The following is a 17,933-nucleotide window of genomic DNA, read 5'->3' on the forward strand; positions in this document are numbered from 1 at the left end:
CCTGCGCGAGCAGACGCGAAAGCCCCCATTTCGGCCTCGATTTGGGGGCTTTGGCGTCTGCTCGCGCCTAGAGGGGGGCGCGCCAAGAGGGGCCCGCGCTACCTCGCGGCGGAGCCGACCGCCTCGCTCAGCGACGCGAACCCGCCGTTGCGCAGCCGCTGGGCCAGGCCGTCGTGGATGTTGCGGGCCCACAGTCCGCCGCCGTAGATGAAACCGGTGTAGCCCTGCAGCAGAGAGGCGCCCGCCGTGATGCGCTCCCAGGCGTCGTCGGCGGTCTCGATCCCCCCGACGCTGATCAGCACCAGCCGGTCGCCGACGCGGGCGTACAGCCGCCGCAGCACCTCCAGCGACCGGCGCGCCACCGGTGGCCCGGAAATGCCGCCGGGCCCCAACTCGGCCACCCCCGGGGTGGCCAGCCCGTCGCGGGACACCGTGGTGTTGGTCGCCACGATGCCGGCCAGACCCAACTCCACACACAGGTCGGCGATGGCATCCAGATCGGTGTCGGCCAGATCGGGTGCGATCTTCACCAGCACCGGCTTGGTGGTCTCGGCACGCACCGCGGCCAGGATGGGCCGCAGCGACTCGACGGCCTGCAGGTCGCGCAGCCCCGGCGTGTTCGGCGAGCTGACATTGACCACCAGGTAGGCGGCCAACGGGGCCAGCAGTCGGGCGCTGGTGCGGTAGTCCTCGACCGCCTCCTCGGGCGGGGTGACCTTGGTCTTGCCGATGTTCACCCCGATCGGCACGTCGGGGTTATGGCGCGCCAGTCGCGCCGCCAGGGCAGCGGCGCCGTGATTGTTGAAGCCCATCCGGTTCAGCAGCGCGCGATCGTCGGGCAGCCGGAACAGCCGCGGCGCCGGGTTGCCCGGCTGCGCCTCCGCCGTCACGGTGCCCACCTCGGCGTAACCGAAACCCAAAGCACCCCAGGTGTTGAGCCCGGCGCCGTCCTTGTCGAACCCGGCCGCCAGGCCCAGCGGCCCGGGGAATCGCACCCCGAACACGGTGCTGGCCAACAGTGGGTCGTGCGGGCCGAGTCGGCGTTGCAGGGCCCGCCGGGCCGGCGGTGCCGCGGTGGCGCCGCGCAGTCCGGCGAACACGACGGTGTGGATGCGCTCGGCCGGCACCATGAAGAACGCCCGGCGCAGCGCGCCATAGAGGCCCATCGCTACAGCCCCGGCTGGTCGACGCAGCGGCTGTCGCCGAGCGCACCCGCGGCGGACTTCTTGCGGCGCAGCAACACCCGCCTGCTCCCGTCGGTGTACAACCGCACTCGGGTCAGCTCCCAACCTCGGTATTCGGCTTCGATGGACAACCGGGTGGACGCCCCGATCCGGGTGACCTCCGGCGGCAGTCGCAGCGGGATCCACTCGTAGTCGTCGGACAGGTCGGTGTCCCAGCCGACCGGCATTCGCCGTGGGCGCAGCGCAGTCAACGGGGCCTCGCGGCGTGCTCGATCACCTGGACCCCGGCGCCGGAGCCCGACACCACGTACAGGGTGTCCGACTTGTCGTCCAAGGCCAGGGTGTTGGGTTGCTGCACGGTCGGATAGCGAACCTTCTCCACGGGGATTCCGGTGGTCAAATCGTAGCCGACCACGGTGTTCGTCCCGGTTTGCGACACCCACGCAAACCCACCCGCCCCGGCCAGGCCGTAGGGGGCATGCGGCACCGGATAGTCCTGGTGCAGCATCAGCGGATCCACGCCGTACACCAGCAGTCGCCCGCCGCGGGGATCGGCCGCCAGCACCGGGCCGTCGTCGGCGGCGGCGGCCAGCGTGGTCGCGCCCTGGCCGGCCCGCAGCGCGTACTGGGGCTTGCCGTCGGTGCCGATGGTCGTCACCGAGGTCTGGCCGCGATCCAGGACCACGGCCACATCGCCCTGAGTCACGATCTGGTCGACCCGGGCGAAGATCTTGGCCCGCTCGGCCACCTGCGTGCCGTCCTCGGCCAGCGTGTAGACCGCGCCGTCGGCGCTGCCCAGCACCAGGATGCCGTCGGCGCGCCGGCCGATCGCGGTGAAGTCGACACCGGCGGCGTCGTCGACCTCGACCCGGCGGATGCCGCGGGTGGCCAGGTCGACGCTGTAGTAGCCCCCGTGACCCGACAGGTAGACCGTGCCGTCGCCATCACCGGCGACTGCGCTGGCCGGGCCCGGCAACGCCAGCGTGACCGGCGGGGAGTCGCCCACCAGCGCGAGGGTGGCGCCAACCTCGGCGTCCGGGCCGGGGGACAGCACGGCCAGCAGTTTCGTGGTCGCGTCGAACACCGCGCCGGTGGCCTGGCCGGCCAGCGGTCGCACCGTGCCGGCCGGGCGCTCCGCGGCGACCGGGGACACCGCGGGTTCGGCCGGCGCGATCGTGGGCGGCGCGGTGATGGGGTTGGAGGAGCACGCCGTGAGCAGCAGCAGCGGCAGCAACAGGCCGGGAAGGGACCGGCGGGGCCGGCGGGTGGCGCGCTTGGGCACAGGGCAGCTCTTCCAGCTCGTCATGAGGGCGGGTTGGTGCAAAGAATCGATTCTAAGTAAGGCGGCGAGGTGAAGTCCGCATGTCCAGCCCACTATAAGTTCGCTTAGGAGTAACCTCGCGGCCATGACTGTGGTCGATGACTGGCAGCGGACATGTTCGGAGTTCCGCATCGAGGAGATCTGGACCGGGGTCTTCGCCAGCGGGTTCGGCGAGGTCGGCGACGGCCGCAGCTTCTCCTTCCACACCGAGCAGCACCGGCTCGTGGTGGACATCTACCGGCCGCGCCTGGCCGGCCCGGTCCCGCACGACGAGGACGTGGTCGCCAGGGGCAGCCGGCACCTGTTCGAGATCGATGTCACCGACGAGCGCAGCCTGGCTGCCGCGGTCCGCGACGTGGTATCCGGTCTGACCCGCTGACACCAGCCCGGTACGGTCATCGTCGTGTCGGTAGTCGAGGCGGCCATGTCGTGGCCGCAAGTGGTGGTCCTGGCGATTGTCCAGGGACTCACCGAGTTTCTGCCGATCTCCTCCTCGGGACACCTGGCTTTGGCCTCCCGGTTGTTCTTCGCCGGTGACGCCGGCGCCTCGTTCACCGCGGTGACTCAACTGGGCACCGAGATCGCCGTTCTGGTCTATTTCGCCAAAGACATCGTGCGGATCGCCACGGCCTGGCTGTCCGGGGTGGTGTCGGCACTGGTCAAGACACCGCTGCCCGCCGAACGCGAGACTGACTACCGGATGGGCTGGTACGTCATCGTCGGCAGCATCCCGATCGTGATCATCGGGGTGGCATTTCAGCACTTCATCCGCGGCGATGTCCGCAACCTCTGGATCATCGCCTCCGCGATGGTCGGGTTCTCGCTGGTGATCGCCGTCGCCGAATACCTCGGCCGCCAGTACCGGCACGCCGAGCAGCTGACCGTCAAAGACGGCTTCCTGGTGGGCGCGGCCCAGTGTCTGGCATTGATCCCCGGCGTCTCGCGGTCCGGGGCGACCATCAGCGCCGGCCTGTTCCTGGGAATGGACCGGGCCCTGGCCGCCCGGTTCGGCTTCCTGCTGGGCATCCCGGCGGTGTTCGCCTCCGGATTGCACGAGCTGCCCAACGCCTTCGACCCGGTCACCGAGGGCATGAGCGCCACCGGCCTGCAGCTGCTGGTCTCGGTGGTGATCACCTTCGTCGTCGGCTACGCGGCGATCAGCTGGCTGCTGCGGTTCGTCAGCAGCCACACCATGTACTGGTTCGTCGGCTACCGGGTGATCCTCGGGACCACCATCCTGATCCTCCTGGCCACCGGGGCATTGGCGGCCACGTCATGACCGTCATCCTGCTGCGGCACGGCCGCTCCACGTCGAACACCTCCGGGGTGCTGGCCGGGCGCACCGCGGGCGTCGAACTCGACGAGCTGGGGCGGGAGCAGGCCGCGCAGCTCGTCGGCCGGCTCGAGGGTTTGCCGATCAAGGCCGTGGTGCGCTCACCGCTGCTGCGCTGCCGGCTCACCGTCGCACCGCTGGCCGCCGCCCTGGACCTGGAGCCCCTCGTCGACGAGCGGCTGGCCGAGGTCGACTACGGCGCCTGGACCGGTCGCAAGATCAGCGAGCTGGTCGCCGAGCCGCTGTGGCGGGTGGTGCAGGCGCAGCCCAGCGCGGCGATCTTCCCCGAGGGCGAAGGGCTGGCGCAGGTACAGGCGCGGGCCGTCGCCGCGGTCCGCGATCACGACCGGCAGCTGGCGCAGCGGCACGGCTCCGACGTGCTGTGGGTGGCGTGCACCCACGGCGACGTCATCAAGGCCGTGATCGCCGACGCGCTCGGCGTGCATCTGGACGGTTTTCAGCGGATCACCGCCGACCCGGCATCGGCGAGCGTGATCCGCTACACGCCGTTGCGTCCCTTCGTGATTCACCTCAACCACACCGGAGCGTCGTTGGCCGCCGCGGTCAACGGTCCGCCGGCCGGCGCGGTTGGTGAAGGCGACGCCGTGGTCGGTGGGTCCACCACCTGATATGTAGAGAAGTTTGTCAAGAGAGCAGGGTGAGGCGCCGCCGGGGAGCTGCCCCGACGGCGCCTCGTTGCTTCCTCGGCGAGTCTGTGTGGTGAGCGTGTCGTTGGCGACGCGCGGTCAGACTGATATACGCGGGTTGGTTACCGCAGGACGGTGTTTCGGCTGGATCGCATCCGCTTGTCTAGCATCGAGCGTCACCCGTAAGGGTTGCTCATAGGTGTATCGCGGGTCGATCCACGCGCTTGCCACCACGGACCTAGCGAGGAAGCCGATCAGGTGGCGGTCAGTCGTCCATAACGGCCAGTGACCAGCACCAGCCGGCCAGTTCACGTGCGACCGCGACATTGGCCGTCACGGGTCGCTTACGCCGCTCCAGGAAATTCACCCACCTGCCATGCAGGCGGCGGTTGCCTTCGTCGCCGCGGGCCCGGGCGGCCGCAGATGCTCGATCCCACCGCGAACGCATTACCGCACCCACGCGATATCGCGGCTTGTGATGCCACGCCGCCTCGACCAGCAGGCGCCTCACATGGGTGTTGCCGGTCTTGGTGATCGGGCCCTGCGCCCGCGAGGAACCCGATGAGTGTTCCGAGGGCACCAACCCGACGAAAGAACCAATCGTGTTGCCGGTGAACCGGTTCCAGTCACCAATCTCCACCGCCAGCGCAAACCCGGTCAACGTGTTCACCCCGCGCAGGCACGACACCCGCCGAACGATCGCGGTGAACTCCCCGTCGGCGGCCATCTCCTCGATCGCCGCGTCCAAACGCCGCCGCCGACCCTGCATCGTCAACACGTGGTCATAGCCAGCATCAAAGGCCATCCGCGTCGCCTGCGCCTTCAGCTGCGGCGCGGCAACGCTGCGCAGCCACTGATCATGGGCACCGGTCCAGGCCGCCCCGCCGTAATACACCACTCCGTGACGCAACAACAGCTTGGACAGGCGATGCCGGGCCCTCATCAGGTCACCGCGGCAGTCCTCGCGGGCACGCACCAAATCACGAGCCGCTTCTTGAGCCACGCTCGGGATCGACACCGAGGTGACCTCATCTAGACGCAACAATCGGCACAGATGCAGGGCGTCGCGGGCATCGGTCTTCACTCGATCGCCCGCGGGTTTCTGCAGCTTCGATGGGGCCACCACAACGCACCGGATCCCGGCCTCGGTCAATGCCCGCTGCAAGCCGAAACCGGTGGGACCAGCCTCATAGGCCACCGCCACCGGACCCGGCAACTCCGATATCCACGATCGGATGTGCTCATGAGACGGGGTCAGGCGAGTCTGCTGAATCTCACCGGTCGCACCGTCGATTGCCGCAGCCGCGACCGAACGTGCATGCACGTCCAGCCCCACACTCGTACGCTCTGTAAACACCGGGGCCTCCCACCACTGTCGGATAGACCGGGCAGGCGACTCCTACTCGGTAACCCACGAACATGGGTGAGTGGGCCCCGGCCCGCAACCCCCGACTCAACGCCGGCAGTCACCCATACCGTCTAGCTGCACCTCGCCGAAGCCAGATACCGTCGGCCGCCGCACTTGCCGGTATTTTGGAGATGCCATGCCCCGAGCCATTCACGTCTTCCGCACTCCCGACCGTTTCGTGGCCGGGACCGTCGGCCAGCCCGGCAACCGCACCTTCTACCTGCAGGCGGTCCACGACGATCGGGTGGTCTCGGTGGTGCTGGAGAAGCAGCAGGTCGCGGTGCTGTCCGAACGGATCGGTGCGCTGCTGCTGGAGGTCAACCGCCGATTCGGCACCCCGGTGCCGCCCGAACCCGCCGAGATCGATGACCTGGACCCGCTGGTGACGCCGGTGGACGCGGAATTCCGGGTCGGCACCATGGGGCTGGGCTGGGATTCCGAGGCGCAGACGGTGGTGGTCGAGCTGCTCGCGGTCACTGACACCGAATTCGACGCGTCGGTGGTGCTCGACGACACCGACGAGGGCCCGGACGCGGTGCGGGTGTTCCTCACCCCGGAGTCGGCACGCCAGTTCGCCACCCGCTCCAACCGGGTGATCTCGGCGGGTCGCCCGCCGTGTCCGCTGTGCGACGAGCCGCTGGACCCCTCGGGTCACATGTGCGTGCGCACCAACGGCTATCGGCGGGGCGCATTCGGGCCCGACGATGAGCCCGATGACGCAGACTTCTGACGACCGGGAGGCGTTGCACTCCGGGGAACTGGAGATCCTGGGCCGCATCCGCTCGGCGAGCAACGCCACCTTCCTGTGTCAGGCGGTGCGGGGGGAGCACCGTGTGCACTGCGTGTACAAGCCGGTTGCCGGTGAACAGCCGCTCTGGGACTTTCCCGACGGAACCCTGGCGGGCCGGGAGCTCGGCGCGCACCTGATCTCGGTCGAATTGGGCTGGAATCTGGTTCCCTACACCATCATTCGCGATGGTCCGGCCGGCCCGGGGATGGTGCAGCGCTGGGTCGATCAACCCGAAGACGACGACGAAACCCACGACGCGTCGTCGGCGCCGGACCTGGTGGACGTGGTTCCGGGCAACCATGTCCCGGCCGGTTACCTGCCGGTGTTGCAGGCCTACGGCCACAACGGCGACCCGGTCACGCTGGTGCACGCCGACGACATCCGGCTGCGCCGCCTGGCCGTCTTCGATGTGGTGATCAACAACGCCGACCGCAAAGGCGGACACATTCTGTGTGGCACCGACGGCCGGGTCTACGGGGTGGACCACGGCGTGAGCCTGCACACCCAGGACAAGTTGCGCACCGTGCTGTGGGGGTGGGCGGGCAAGCCGGTGACCGACCTCGACGACGACGCGCTGCCGGCCCTGTCCCGGCTGCTGGCCGCACTCGACGGTCCATTGTCGGTGGCCCTGCAACCACACCTGACCGCCCCGGAGATCGCGGCGCTGCGCGTGCGGGTCGCCGACCTGCTGGAGCATCCGGTGATGCCGAGCCCGAACCGTCATCGCCCGATACCCTGGCCGGCCTTCTGATCACGCGGGTCGGCTTCGCGGGCGGCCACCGAGTGTGCGGTTTGATCGGTGAAAATCGCTACCGGCCTACCAAACCGCACACTCGCGAAGTCGGCGCCGCGCGGCGTCGGGGATACTTCCAGACGTGACGCTGACCGACGCGGCGCTGGCCGCCGAACTGGCAGTCGAGGCCGGCAAGCTCCTGTTGGCGGTGCGTGACCAGGTGGGTTTCGCCCAACCGTGGCACCTCGGCGACGCCGGTGACGGCCGGGCCAACCAGCTGATCATCCGCAGACTGCGTGAGGAGCGCCCCGGGGACGCGGTGCTCAGCGAGGAATCGCCGGACAACCTGGCCCGGCTGCGGTCAGACCGGGTCTGGATCGTCGACCCGCTCGACGGCACCCGCGAATTCACCACCCCTGGACGCGAAGACTGGGCGGTGCACATCGCGCTGTGGCAGCGCGGCGGTCCCGACGGCTTCGGCAGCATCACCGACGCCGCGGTGTCGCTGCCGGCCTACGCCAACCGGAGCAACGTGGTGTTCCGCAGCGACATGGTCGCCCGGCCCGACACGCCCGCCGAGCTGCCCAACCCGATTCGGATCGCGGTCAGCGCCTCCCGGATGCCCGCGGTGGTGCGGCTCATCCGCGACGTGTTGCCGGTCGAGCCGGTGCTGATGGGTTCGGCGGGCGCCAAGGCGATGGCCGTGGTGCGCGGCGACGTGGACGCCTACCTGCATGCCGGCGGGCAGTGGGAGTGGGATTCCGCGGCCCCGGCCGGTGTCGTGCTGGCGGCGGGGCTGCACGCCTCCCGGATCGACGGGTCGCCCCTGCGCTACAACCGCCCCGACCCCTACCTGCCCGACCTGCTGATGTGCCGGCCCGACGTGGCGCCGATCCTGTTGGACGCGATGCGGCGGACCGTGCTGTAAGGCCGTGCTTTTGCGGCGGTTCCAGCTTCGCCTCGCCTCCGGCGAGCCTCGCCAAACCGCCGTGCTCATTCGGCGGTTCCAGCTTCGCCTCGCCTCCGGCGAGTCTCGCTAAACCGCCGGGCCTTACAGTCGTGGGCATGCAATCGTGGTCCGCGCCGGCAGTTCCGGTCCTGCCCGGGCAGGGCCCGGCGCTGCGCCTCTATGACACCGCAGACCGGCAGGTGCGTCCGGTTTCGCCGGGCCCGACGGCCGGCATGTACGTCTGCGGCATCACGCCCTATGACGCCACGCATCTCGGCCACGCCGCCACCTATCTGGTGTTCGACCTGATTCACCGGCTCTGGCTCGACGCCGGTCATCAGGTGAACCACGTGCAGAACGTCACCGACGTGGATGACCCGCTGCTCGAGCGCGCCGAGCGCGACGGAGTGCAGTGGCAGGACTTGGCGGCCAGCCAGGTCGAGTTGTTCGCCGCCGACATGACCGCGTTGCGGGTGATTCCGCCGCGCGCCTACGTGGCGGCCACCGAGGCGATCCCCGAGGTCATCGAGCTCATCGAAAAGATGCTGGCGGCCGGATCGGCCTACATCGTCGACGGCGACTACCCCGACATCTACTTTCGCGCCGACTCCACCGAGCAGTTCGGCTACGAGTCCGGGCTGGACCGCGCCACCATGCTGGAGCTGTTCGCCGAGCGCGGCGGCGATCCCGACCGGGCCGGCAAGACCGATCCGCTCGACGCCCTGCTGTGGCGCGCCGCCCGCCCGGGTGAGCCCAGTTGGCCCGCACCGTTCGGGGCCGGCCGGCCGGGCTGGCATGTCGAGTGCGCCGCGATCGCGTTGAGCCGTATCGGTTCGGGGCTCGACATCCAGGGCGGCGGCTCCGATCTGGTCTTCCCGCACCACGAGTTCTCCGCCGCCCATGCCGAATCCCTCACCGGGGAGCGTCGTTTCGCCCGGCACTACGTGCACGCCGGCATGATCGGCTGGGACGGGCACAAGATGTCCAAGAGCCGCGGCAACCTGGTGCTGGTGTCCAAGCTGCGCGCCCAGGGCACCGAGCCGGCCGCGATCCGGCTGGGTCTGCTGGCCGCGCACTACCGCAGCGACCGGTTCTGGGACGACGCGACCCTGGCGGCCGCCGAGGCCAGGCTGGCGCGCTGGCGGGCCGCGACCACGCTTCCCGCCGGACCGGCTGCCGAGGACGTCATCGCCCGGGTGCGCCGCTATCTGGCCGATGACCTCGACACCGTCAAGGCGCTGGCGGCGCTGGACGGCTGGACGACCGACGCGCTGGAATACGGCGGCCATGACACTGCCGCACCGCGGCTGGTGGCCACGGCGGTCGATGCGCTGCTGGGTGTGGCGCTCTAGACCACCCGCGGCGGGGGTAGTTTGAGCGCATGTCTGCGATTGGATCCCAAGTCATCTTCATCACCGGCGGCGCGCACGGTATCGGCGAGCAGTTGGCCCGTCGGCTGCACTCCAAAGGCGCCTCGGTGGTGGTGACCGATCTGGATGAGACCGCCCTGACCAAGCTGGCCGACGACCTCGGCGACCGGGTGCTGACCGCGGTCGCCGACGTGCGGGATCTGAGCGCCATGGAGTCGGTGGCCGCGCAGGCCGTGCAGCGTTTCGGCGGCATCGACACCGTGGTCGCCAACGCCGGCATCGCCAGCTACGGCTCGGTGCTGAACGTGGATCCCGAGACGTTCAAGCGGGTCATCGACGTCGACGTCATCGGGGTGTTCAACACCGTGCGCGCGGCCCTGCCGTCGGTGATCGAGCGGCGCGGCTACGTGCTGGTGGTGTCCTCGCTGGCGGCGTTCGCTCCGCTGGCCGGGATGGCCTCCTACGACGTGGCCAAGGCCGGGGTCGAGCACTTCGCCAGCGCGCTGCGTCAGGAGGTCGCCTACCAGGGCGTGGAGGTCGGTTCGGCGCATATGGGCTGGATCGACACGCCCCTGGTGCGTGACACCAAGGCCGATCTGGGGGCGTTCGGCGAGATGCTGTCCAAGCTGCCGTGGCCGCTGAACAAGACCACGTCGGTCGAGCAGTGCGTCGACGCCTTCGTCGCCGGCATCGAGGGCCGTCAGCGCCGCGTCTACTGCCCGCGCTGGGTGGGGCTGTTCCGCTGGCTCAAGCCGGTGCTGACCCTGCGTGCGGTGGAGGGTCCGTTCATCAAGGGTGCCGCCACCATCGTGCCGCGGATGGACGCCGAAGTCGCCGCGCTGGGCCGCTCTACCAGTGCCTACAACGAGGGCCTGGAAAAGGGCGAGTAGCGCTCAGCGCCGCCGGCGGCGCAGGTAGCGCTCGAACTCCGCGGCCAGCGCGTCGCCGTCGATCTTGTTCAGCGCCTCGGTCATGTCGACCTCGGCGTCGCCGCGTTCCTCCAACGAGGTCACATAGTCGGCGATCTCGTCGTCTTCGCTGGCCATCTCGGTGACCGCCTGCTCCCACTCCTCGGCCTGGGCCGGCAGGTCGCCCAGCGGCACCTCGATGTCCAGCGCGTCCTCGACACGCTGCAGCAGGGCGACGGTGGCCTTGGGGTTGGGTGGCTGCGACACGTAGTGCGGAACCGCCGCCCAGAAGGTGACCGCCGGAATCCCGGCCGCCACGCAGGCGTCCTGCAGCACCCCGGTGATCCCCGTCGGCCCCTCGTAGCGGGTCTCGGTCAACCCGAAGCGGGTGGCTGACTCCGCCGAGTAGGCCGCCCCCGAGACCGGCACCGGGCGGGTGTGGGGGGTGTCGGCCAGCAGCGCGCCCAGGATCACCACGGTGTCGACATCGAGTTGTTCGATGACGCCCAGCAGCTCGGCGCAGAACGTCCGCCACCGCATGTTGGGTTCGACGCCGTGCATCAGCACGATGTCGCGGTCGCTGCCCGGCGGCCGGCAGTGCGAAATGCGCATCGAGGGCCAGACCAGCTCCCGGGTGACGCCGTCGAGCTGGCGGATCACCGGCCGATTCACCTGGTAGTCGTAGTAGGCCTCGTCGTCGATCTCGACGATCAGCCGAGCCTCCCAGATGTTGTTCAGATGCTGCACCGCGTCGCTGGCGGCGTCCCCGGCGTCGTTCCAGCCCTCGAACGCAGCCACCACGATGGTGTTGTGCAGTTCGGGGAGGGCAGGGCCGTCATCGCCTCGGGTCACAAGGCCAGGGTAAGGCCTGTGCACAGATCAGGGGCCGCGCAGGACCGGCCGAGTCGGCTGGTTGGTCGGGGCATTGGTCCCCACACCGGGCGACCACGTAGACTTTCCACGGTCGAGAGGCGTTGCAACGGTTCGCCGGCCCTGCCGGTGACCGCCACGCTCGACGGAGTTAAGGACGCCTTCCGCCCACGGAAGGAGCCCGCGTGAATGCCTTTGAGCCCAACATCCGGCCTGACTGCACCGAGGAACTGAAGGCCGCCATGAGCCGCCGGATCCTGGTGATCGACGGCGCGATGGGCACGGCGATTCAGCGCGACCGCCCCGACGAGGCCGGCTATCGCGGCGACCGGTTCACCGAGTGGCCGACCGCGCTGCAGGGCAACAACGACCTGCTCAACCTGACGCAACCGCAGATCATCGAGGGCATCCACCGCGAGTACCTCGAGGCCGGCGCCGACATCCTGGAAACCAACACGTTCAACGCGAACGCGATCTCGCTGGCCGACTACGACATGGCCGACTTGAGCTACGAGCTGAACTACGTCGGCGCCGCGCTGGCCCGCAAGGCCGCCGACGAGTACAGCACCCCGGACAAGCCCCGCTACGTGGCCGGGGCGCTCGGTCCGACGACCCGCACGGCGTCGATCTCGCCGGACGTCAACGACCCCGGCGCCCGCAACGTCTCCTACGACCAGCTGGTGGCCGCCTACCTCGAATCCGCCGGCGGCCTGGTCGACGGCGGCGCCGACATCATCATCATCGAGACCATTTTCGACTCGCTGAACTCCAAGGCGGCGGTGTTCGCCGTCGAGACGCTGTTCGAGCAGCGCGGGCGCCGCTGGCCGGTCATCATCTCCGGCACCATCACCGACGCCTCCGGACGCACGCTCTCGGGTCAGGTCACCGAGGCCTTCTGGAACTCGATCCGGCACGCCAAGCCGATCGCGGTGGGGCTGAACTGCGCCCTGGGCGCGCCGGAGATGCGGCCCTACATCGCCGAGATGGCGCGGATCGCCGACACCTACATCTCGTGCTACCCGAATGCGGGCCTGCCCAACGCATTCGGCGAGTACGACGAGTCCCCGGAACGGCAGGCCTGCTACATCGCCGACTTCGCCGACGCCGGTCTCGTCAACATCGTCGGGGGTTGCTGCGGGACGGCGCCGCCGCACATCGCCGAGATCGCCAAGGTGGTCGAGGGCAAGGCGCCGCGCCAGCTGCCCGAGATCGGCGTGGCCACCCGGCTTGCCGGTCTGGAACCGCTCAACATCACCGAGGACTCCCTGTTCGTCAACATCGGTGAACGCACCAACATCACCGGTTCGGCCCGGTTCCGCAACCTGATCAAGGCCGAGGACTACGACACCGCGCTGTCGGTGGCGTTGCAGCAGGTCGAGGTCGGTGCGCAGGTCATCGACATCAACATGGACGAGGGCATGATCGACGGCGTCGCCGCGATGGACCGGTTCACCAAGCTGATCGCGGCCGAGCCGGACATCAGCCGTGTCCCGGTGATGATCGACTCCTCCAAGTGGGAGGTCATCGAGGCCGGCCTGAAGAACGTGCAGGGCAAGCCGATCGTCAACTCGATCTCCCTGAAGGAGGGCGAGGAGAAGTTCGTCCGGGAGGCCCGGCTGTGCCGCAAGTACGGTGCCGCTGTGGTCGTGATGGCCTTCGACGAGCAGGGGCAGGCCGACAACCTCGAGCGCCGCAAGGAGATCTGCGGGCGCGCCTACCGGATCCTGACCGAAGAGGTCGGCTTCCCGGCCGAGGACATCATCTTCGACCCGAACTGTTTCGCGCTGGCGACCGGTATCGAGGAGCACGCCACCTACGGGATCGACTTCATCGAGGCCTGCGCCTGGATCAAGGAGAACCTGCCCGGCGTGCACATCTCCGGCGGCATCTCCAACGTCTCGTTCTCGTTCCGGGGCAACAACCCGGTTCGCGAGGCGATCCACGCGGTGTTCCTGTTCCACGCCATCAAGGCCGGCCTGGACATGGGCATCGTCAACGCCGGAGCGCTGGTGCCCTACGACTCGATCGACCCCGAACTGCGGGACCGCATCGAGGACGTGGTGCTCAACCGGCGCCCCGACGCCGCCGAGCGGCTGCTGGAGATCGCCGAACGGTTCAACACCTCCGAGAAGGCCGAGGATCCGGCGGCGGCCGAGTGGCGCAGCCTGCCGGTCCGCGAACGGATCACCCACGCTCTGGTCAAGGGCATCGACGCCCACGTCGACGCCGACACCGAGGAGCTGCGGGCCGAGATCGCCGCCGCGGGCGGCCGCCCGATCGAGGTGATCGAGGGCCCGCTGATGGACGGCATGAACGTCGTCGGCGACCTCTTCGGCGCGGGCAAGATGTTCCTGCCCCAGGTGGTGAAGTCGGCCCGGGTGATGAAGAAGGCCGTGGCCTATCTGCTGCCCTACATCGAGGCGGAGAAGCAGCCGGGCGATGCCGACAACACCAACGGCATCATCGTGATGGCGACGGTGAAGGGCGACGTCCACGACATCGGCAAGAACATCGTCGGGGTGGTGTTGCAGTGCAACAACTACACCGTCATCGACCTCGGTGTGATGGTGCCGGCCGAGAAGATCCTGAACGCGGCCAAGGAGCACGACGCCGACATCATCGGCCTGTCCGGGCTGATCACCCCGTCGCTGGACGAGATGGTCAACTTCGCCGTGGAGATGGAACGCGAAGGCCTGGAGATTCCGCTGTTGATCGGCGGCGCGACCACCTCGCGCGCCCACACGGCGGTGAAGATCTCGCCGCGCCGCAGCGGCCCGGTGGTCTGGGTCAAGGACGCCTCCCGCTCGGTGCCGGTCGCCGCCGCGCTGCTCGACGACAGGCAGCGCCCGGCGCTGCTGGAGGCCACCGAGGCCGACTACGCGGCCCTGCGTGAGCGGCACGCCCAGAAGAACGAGCGGCCCATGGTGCCGCTGGAGAAGGCCAGGGCCAACCGGACGCCGATCGAGTGGGAGGGCTACACGCCGCCGGTGCCCGCCCAGGGCCTCGGCGTGCGGGAGTTCTTGGACTACGACCTGGCCGAGCTGCGCGAGTTCATCGACTGGCAGCCGTTCTTCAACGCCTGGGAGATGAAGGGGCGCTTTCCCGACATCCTCAACAACCCGGTCTCCGGCGAGGCCGCGCGCAAGCTCTACGACGACGCCCAGGCGATGCTCGACACCCTGATCAAGGAGAAGTGGCTGCGGGCCAACGGGGTGATCGGTTTCTTCCCGGCCAATGCCGTCCCCGGCGGCGAGGACATCGAGATCTACACCGACGAGACCCGCACCGAGGTGCTGGCCACCCTGCACAACCTGCGTCAGCAGGGTGAGCACCGGCCCGGCATCCCGAACCGGTCGCTGGGCGACTACGTCGCCCCCAAGGACACGGGTCTGGCGGACTACATCGGCGCCTTCGCGGTCACCGCGGGCCTGGGCAGCGGCGAGAAGATCGCCGAGTTCAAGGAAGCCCTCGACGACTACAGCGCGATCCTGCTGGAGTCGGTCGCCGACCGGCTGGCGGAGGCCTTCGCCGAGCGGATGCACCAGCGGGTCCGCAAGGAGTTCTGGGGTTTCCAGCCCGACGAGCAGTTGGACAACGACGACCTGATCGCCGAGAAGTATCAGGGCATCCGCCCCGCCCCGGGCTACCCGGCCTGCCCGGAGCACACCGAGAAGGCGACGCTGTGGAAGCTGCTGGACGTCCATAAGCGGACCGGCATCGAGTTGACCGAGTCGATGGCGATGTGGCCCGGCGCCGCGGTCAGCGGCTGGTACTACTCGCACCCGCAGTCGCAGTACTTCGTGGTGGGCCGGATGGCCCAGGACCAGGTCGCCGACTACTCCCGGCGCAAGGGCTGGACTCTGCGCGAAGGTGAGCGCTGGCTGTCCTCCAACCTGGCCTACAACCCGGAGGACTGAGCGGAGATGCTGCCCTGATGGGCCCGTTGCGCGCGGTGCTGTGCGACATGGACGGCACCCTGGTCGATTCCGAGAAGCTGTGGGACGTCGCGATGGTCGCGCTCTACGACCGCCTCGGCGGGGTGCTGACACCACAGGTGCGGGCGGCCACGGTCGGCGGGTGTGCGGAAGACACCATGCGGATCGTCTACGACGACCTGGGGCTGCCGCTCGATCCGGCGGACATGGCGGACTCGGCGCGCTGGCTGCACGAGTACACCGGTGAACTGTTCGACGCGGGCCTGCCCTGGTGCGACGGCGCCCGGGAACTGCTCGACGAGCTGGCCGGTGCGGGGATGCCGACGGCCCTGGTGACCAACACCCCGCGGATGCTGGCCGAGCGGGCGCTGGGCAGCATCGGCCGGCATTACTTCGCCGCGGTGGTCTGCGGCGACGAGGTGCCGTCGGGCAAACCGGCGCCGGACCCCTACCTGCGTGCCGCCGCGCTGTTGGACACCGATCCGCGCTGGTGTCTGGCCGTGGAGGACTCGCCGACGGGCGCCGCCGCGGCCGAGGCGGCCGGGTGCGCGGTGCTGGTGGTGCCCAATGCGCTGCCGGTGCCCGCCGGTGTCCGGCGTCACCAGGTGGCGTCGCTGACCGGGCTCGGGCTCAGCGACCTGCACGACATCTGCGCCGCGCTCGCCATCCGCGAGGGTGCGTGTTTGCCCGCCGACACGCCGTGACAGCTGTGCATCTGTGCACGCTCGCGCCGGTTGGCGACGGCCCCCGCGGCGAAACTGCTGTGACCGCCGCTGACCGGGCATGAAACAATCTCTGCCTGTGAAGACCTTCGAGGAGCTGTTCGCCGAGCTCGGTGAGCGTGCCGCGACCCGGCCGGCCGGAAGTGGCACCGTCGCGGCGCTGGACGCCGGTGTACACACGATCGGCAAGAAGATCCTGGAGGAGGCCGGCGAGGTGTGGCTGGCCGCCGAGTACCAGTCCGACGAGGACCTGGCCGAGGAGATCAGCCAGCTGATGTATTGGACCCAGGTGCTGATGATCTCGCGCGGGCTGACGCTGGCCGACGTCTACGGAAAGCTGTGAGCATGTTGCGTGTCGCGGTCCCCAACAAGGGGGCGCTCAGTGAGGCTGCTGCGGCGATGCTGTCGGAGGCCGGCTACCGCAGCCGCACCGACGCCAAAGACCTGACCGTCATCGACCCGGCCAACAAGGTCGAGTTCTTCTTCCTGCGGCCCAAGGACATCGCGATCTACGTCGGGTCCGGCGAACTGGACTTCGGGATCACCGGCCGGGATCTGGCCGCCGAATCCGGGGCGCCGGTGGCCGAGCGGCTGGCGCTGGGATTCGGCTACTCCCGGTTCCGCTACGCCGCCCCCGCCGGGCGGGAGTGGGTCGCTGCGGACCTGGTCGGCAAGCGCATCGCCACCGCGTATCCGAACCTGGTCCGTAAGGATCTGGCCGGAAAGGGCATCGAGGCCACCGTCATCCGGCTCGACGGGGCGGTGGAGATCTCGATCCAGCTGGGCGTGGCCGACGCGATCGCCGACGTGGTGGGTTCCGGGCGCACCCTGCGCCAGCACGGACTGGTGGCTTTCGGTGAGTCGCTCTGCGATTCCGAAGCGGTGCTGATCGAGGGCGCGACCGCCAATGCCCGCAGTGCTGAAACCGCCGCTGCCCGCGACCAGTTGGCCGCCCGGGTGCAGGGCGTGGTGTTCGGCCAGCAGTATCTGATGCTCGACTACGACTGCCCGCGTGCGGTTCTCGACCAGGCCACCGCGATCACCCCGGGCTTGGAGTCGCCGACCATCGCCCCGCTCGCCGACCCGGACTGGGCGGCGGTGCGCGCCCTGGTGCCGCGGCGCGGGGTCAACGCGATCATGGACGAGCTGGCCGCGATCGGCGCGAAGGCCATCCTCGCCTCGGATATCAGGTTCTGCCGATTTTGAGCAGTCCCGGTAACTGACGCGTCACCGTGTTAGCGTCCGGTTGTCGGCTCGACTGGCCCGGGAGGTAGTGGTGACGCATTTCATCGTGCTGGTGCTCGCGCTGTTCATCGGTGCCGTAGCCGGGCTGCGCGCCTTCACCGCGCCGGCCGTCATGGCCTGGGCCGCCGTGCTGCATTGGATCAACCTGAACGGGACATGGGCCGAGTGGCTGACCCATCCGGTGACCGTCACCATCGTGACGCTGCTGGCGATCGGTGAGCTCATCACCGACCAACTGCCCAGCACACCGGCGCGCACCGTGCCCGTGCAGTTCGGCGCGCGACTCGTGCTGGGCGGCTTCGCCGGCGCGGTGCTCGGCACGGCCTGGAACTTCACCTGGACCGCACTCGGTGCGGGCATCATCGGTGCGGTGATCGGCACCCTGGTCGGTTTCCGGGTCCGCCAGCGCCTGGTCGCCGCCAACGGCGGCCGCGATCTGCCGATCGCCTTGGCCGAAGACGCCATCGCGGTGCTGGGCGGCTTCGCGATCGCCGCGTTGACCGCCGTGGTCTGAGCGC

18 protein-coding genes are annotated in these 17,933 nt (G+C 69.4%); 13 read left to right on the forward strand and 5 right to left on the reverse strand.

The genetic code is table 11. The features are described 5' to 3' along the window. Nucleotides 1-98 precede the first annotated feature (98 nt). Genes AWC18_RS18980 through AWC18_RS18990 form a run of 3 tightly spaced genes read right to left on the reverse strand, consistent with a single transcriptional unit; the run spans nucleotide 99 to nucleotide 2,490 of the window. A complete protein-coding gene (locus AWC18_RS18980; RefSeq protein ID WP_085139736.1) occupies nucleotides 99-1,166 on the reverse strand; it encodes a quinone-dependent dihydroorotate dehydrogenase in 1,068 nt (355 codons plus the stop codon). A 2-nt stretch (nucleotides 1,167-1,168) separates the two neighbouring features. Next, nucleotides 1,169-1,435 carry a DUF5703 family protein gene (locus AWC18_RS18985; protein WP_085139737.1) on the reverse strand — a complete coding sequence of 89 codons (267 nt, stop codon included), beginning with the start codon at nucleotides 1,433-1,435 and terminating at the stop codon, nucleotides 1,169-1,171. Next, nucleotides 1,432-2,490 (reverse strand): YncE family protein, encoded by a 1,059-nt coding sequence (locus AWC18_RS18990; RefSeq protein ID WP_420093367.1) that lies wholly within the window; start codon nucleotides 2,488-2,490, stop codon nucleotides 1,432-1,434. The genes AWC18_RS18985 and AWC18_RS18990 overlap by 4 nt, the downstream gene beginning before the upstream one ends. Before the next feature lie 100 nt (nucleotides 2,491-2,590). On the opposite strand from AWC18_RS18990, the gene AWC18_RS18995 reads away from it, so the two are divergent. From AWC18_RS18995 to AWC18_RS19005, 3 genes are read left to right on the forward strand one after another with little or no spacing between them, the layout of a single operon-like run. After that, nucleotides 2,591-2,884: a hypothetical protein gene (locus tag AWC18_RS18995; protein WP_085139738.1), complete on the forward strand. Its 294-nt coding sequence runs from the start codon at nucleotides 2,591-2,593 to the stop codon at nucleotides 2,882-2,884. Nucleotides 2,885-2,929: 45 nt separating this feature from the next. Continuing rightward, nucleotides 2,930-3,784 (forward strand): undecaprenyl-diphosphate phosphatase, encoded by an 855-nt coding sequence (locus tag AWC18_RS19000; protein WP_085139758.1) that lies wholly within the window; start codon nucleotides 2,930-2,932, stop codon nucleotides 3,782-3,784. Beyond that, complete coding sequence (locus AWC18_RS19005; protein ID WP_085139739.1) at nucleotides 3,781-4,467, forward strand: histidine phosphatase family protein; 687 nt, start codon at nucleotides 3,781-3,783, stop codon at nucleotides 4,465-4,467. The genes AWC18_RS19000 and AWC18_RS19005 overlap by 4 nt, the downstream gene beginning before the upstream one ends. 283 nt (nucleotides 4,468-4,750) lie before the next feature. On the opposite strand, the gene AWC18_RS19010 is transcribed toward AWC18_RS19005, so the two are convergent. Then, nucleotides 4,751-5,842, reverse strand: coding sequence for an IS110 family RNA-guided transposase (locus AWC18_RS19010; protein WP_085139740.1), 1,092 nt, complete (start codon nucleotides 5,840-5,842; stop codon nucleotides 4,751-4,753). A 187-nt stretch (nucleotides 5,843-6,029) separates the two neighbouring features. Here AWC18_RS19010 and AWC18_RS19015 point away from each other — a divergent pair, with 187 nt between their 5' ends. The 5 genes from AWC18_RS19015 (at nucleotide 6,030) to AWC18_RS19035 (ending at nucleotide 10,625) form a co-directional block, all read left to right on the forward strand. Continuing rightward, nucleotides 6,030-6,623, forward strand: coding sequence for an Rv2134c family protein (locus AWC18_RS19015; protein WP_085139741.1), 594 nt, complete (start codon nucleotides 6,030-6,032; stop codon nucleotides 6,621-6,623). Further along, nucleotides 6,607-7,434 carry an Rv2133c family protein gene (locus tag AWC18_RS19020; RefSeq protein ID WP_085139742.1) on the forward strand — a complete coding sequence of 276 codons (828 nt, stop codon included), beginning with the start codon at nucleotides 6,607-6,609 and terminating at the stop codon, nucleotides 7,432-7,434. The genes AWC18_RS19015 and AWC18_RS19020 overlap by 17 nt, the downstream gene beginning before the upstream one ends. A 124-nt stretch (nucleotides 7,435-7,558) precedes the next feature. Then, nucleotides 7,559-8,344: a 3'(2'),5'-bisphosphate nucleotidase CysQ gene (locus AWC18_RS19025; protein WP_082960877.1), complete on the forward strand. Its 786-nt coding sequence runs from the start codon at nucleotides 7,559-7,561 to the stop codon at nucleotides 8,342-8,344. 137 nt (nucleotides 8,345-8,481) lie between these two features. After that, the gene (gene mshC, locus AWC18_RS19030; RefSeq protein WP_085139759.1) at nucleotides 8,482-9,717 is read left to right on the forward strand and encodes a cysteine--1-D-myo-inosityl 2-amino-2-deoxy-alpha-D-glucopyranoside ligase; all 1,236 of its coding nucleotides are present in this window, start codon (nucleotides 8,482-8,484) and stop codon (nucleotides 9,715-9,717) included. A gap of 29 nt (nucleotides 9,718-9,746) precedes the next feature. After that, a complete protein-coding gene (locus AWC18_RS19035; RefSeq protein ID WP_085139743.1) occupies nucleotides 9,747-10,625 on the forward strand; it encodes an SDR family oxidoreductase in 879 nt (292 codons plus the stop codon). Nucleotides 10,626-10,628: 3 nt separating this feature from the next. Here AWC18_RS19035 and AWC18_RS19040 read toward each other — a convergent pair whose 3' ends face one another. Beyond that, complete coding sequence (locus tag AWC18_RS19040) at nucleotides 10,629-11,495, reverse strand: PAC2 family protein (protein ID WP_064996097.1); 867 nt, start codon at nucleotides 11,493-11,495, stop codon at nucleotides 10,629-10,631. A gap of 203 nt (nucleotides 11,496-11,698) precedes the next feature. Here AWC18_RS19040 and metH point away from each other — a divergent pair, with 203 nt between their 5' ends. From metH to AWC18_RS19065, 5 genes are all read left to right on the forward strand, one after another. Further along, nucleotides 11,699-15,430: a methionine synthase gene (gene metH, locus AWC18_RS19045; RefSeq protein WP_085139744.1), complete on the forward strand. Its 3,732-nt coding sequence runs from the start codon at nucleotides 11,699-11,701 to the stop codon at nucleotides 15,428-15,430. Nucleotides 15,431-15,456: 26 nt separating this feature from the next. Continuing rightward, entirely contained in the window at nucleotides 15,457-16,152 is a 696-nt protein-coding gene (locus tag AWC18_RS19050; RefSeq protein ID WP_085139760.1) for an HAD family hydrolase, read from the forward strand. 79 nt (nucleotides 16,153-16,231) lie between these two features. Further along, a complete protein-coding gene (locus AWC18_RS19055; protein WP_064996099.1) occupies nucleotides 16,232-16,513 on the forward strand; it encodes a phosphoribosyl-ATP diphosphatase in 282 nt (93 codons plus the stop codon). 2 nt (nucleotides 16,514-16,515) lie between these two features. Next, on the forward strand, nucleotides 16,516-17,376 hold the full coding sequence (gene hisG / locus AWC18_RS19060; RefSeq protein WP_085139745.1) for an ATP phosphoribosyltransferase: 861 nt from the start codon (nucleotides 16,516-16,518) through the stop codon (nucleotides 17,374-17,376). Between the two features lie 70 nt (nucleotides 17,377-17,446). Continuing rightward, nucleotides 17,447-17,929: a DUF4126 family protein gene (locus AWC18_RS19065; protein ID WP_085139761.1), complete on the forward strand. Its 483-nt coding sequence runs from the start codon at nucleotides 17,447-17,449 to the stop codon at nucleotides 17,927-17,929. Nucleotides 17,930-17,933 lie beyond the last annotated feature (4 nt).

Origin of the sequence: Mycolicibacter nonchromogenicus (assembly GCF_002101775.1) — a bacterium.
Classification (GTDB): domain Bacteria; phylum Actinomycetota; class Actinomycetes; order Mycobacteriales; family Mycobacteriaceae; genus Mycobacterium; species Mycobacterium nonchromogenicum.

What these genes read in the sequence shown, in the direction of transcription:
- AWC18_RS19035 (WP_085139743.1), top strand. Translation starts at nt 9,747, where the DNA reads ATGTCTGCGATTGGATCCCAAGTCATCTTCATCACCGGCGGCGCGCAC.
- AWC18_RS18980 (WP_085139736.1), bottom strand. Translation starts at nt 1,166, where the DNA reads ATGGGCCTCTATGGCGCGCTGCGCCGGGCGTTCTTCATGGTGCCGGCC.
- AWC18_RS19055 (WP_064996099.1), top strand. Translation starts at nt 16,232, where the DNA reads ATGAAACAATCTCTGCCTGTGAAGACCTTCGAGGAGCTGTTCGCCGAG.
- AWC18_RS18995 (WP_085139738.1), top strand. Translation starts at nt 2,591, where the DNA reads ATGACTGTGGTCGATGACTGGCAGCGGACATGTTCGGAGTTCCGCATC.
- AWC18_RS19005 (WP_085139739.1), top strand. Translation starts at nt 3,781, where the DNA reads ATGACCGTCATCCTGCTGCGGCACGGCCGCTCCACGTCGAACACCTCC.
- AWC18_RS19020 (WP_085139742.1), top strand. Translation starts at nt 6,607, where the DNA reads ATGACGCAGACTTCTGACGACCGGGAGGCGTTGCACTCCGGGGAACTG.
- hisG (WP_085139745.1), top strand. Translation starts at nt 16,516, where the DNA reads ATGTTGCGTGTCGCGGTCCCCAACAAGGGGGCGCTCAGTGAGGCTGCT.
- mshC (WP_085139759.1), top strand. Translation starts at nt 8,482, where the DNA reads ATGCAATCGTGGTCCGCGCCGGCAGTTCCGGTCCTGCCCGGGCAGGGC.
- AWC18_RS19000 (WP_085139758.1), top strand. Translation starts at nt 2,930, where the DNA reads ATGTCGTGGCCGCAAGTGGTGGTCCTGGCGATTGTCCAGGGACTCACC.
- AWC18_RS18990 (WP_420093367.1), bottom strand. Translation starts at nt 2,490, where the DNA reads ATGACGAGCTGGAAGAGCTGCCCTGTGCCCAAGCGCGCCACCCGCCGG.
- AWC18_RS19015 (WP_085139741.1), top strand. Translation starts at nt 6,030, where the DNA reads ATGCCCCGAGCCATTCACGTCTTCCGCACTCCCGACCGTTTCGTGGCC.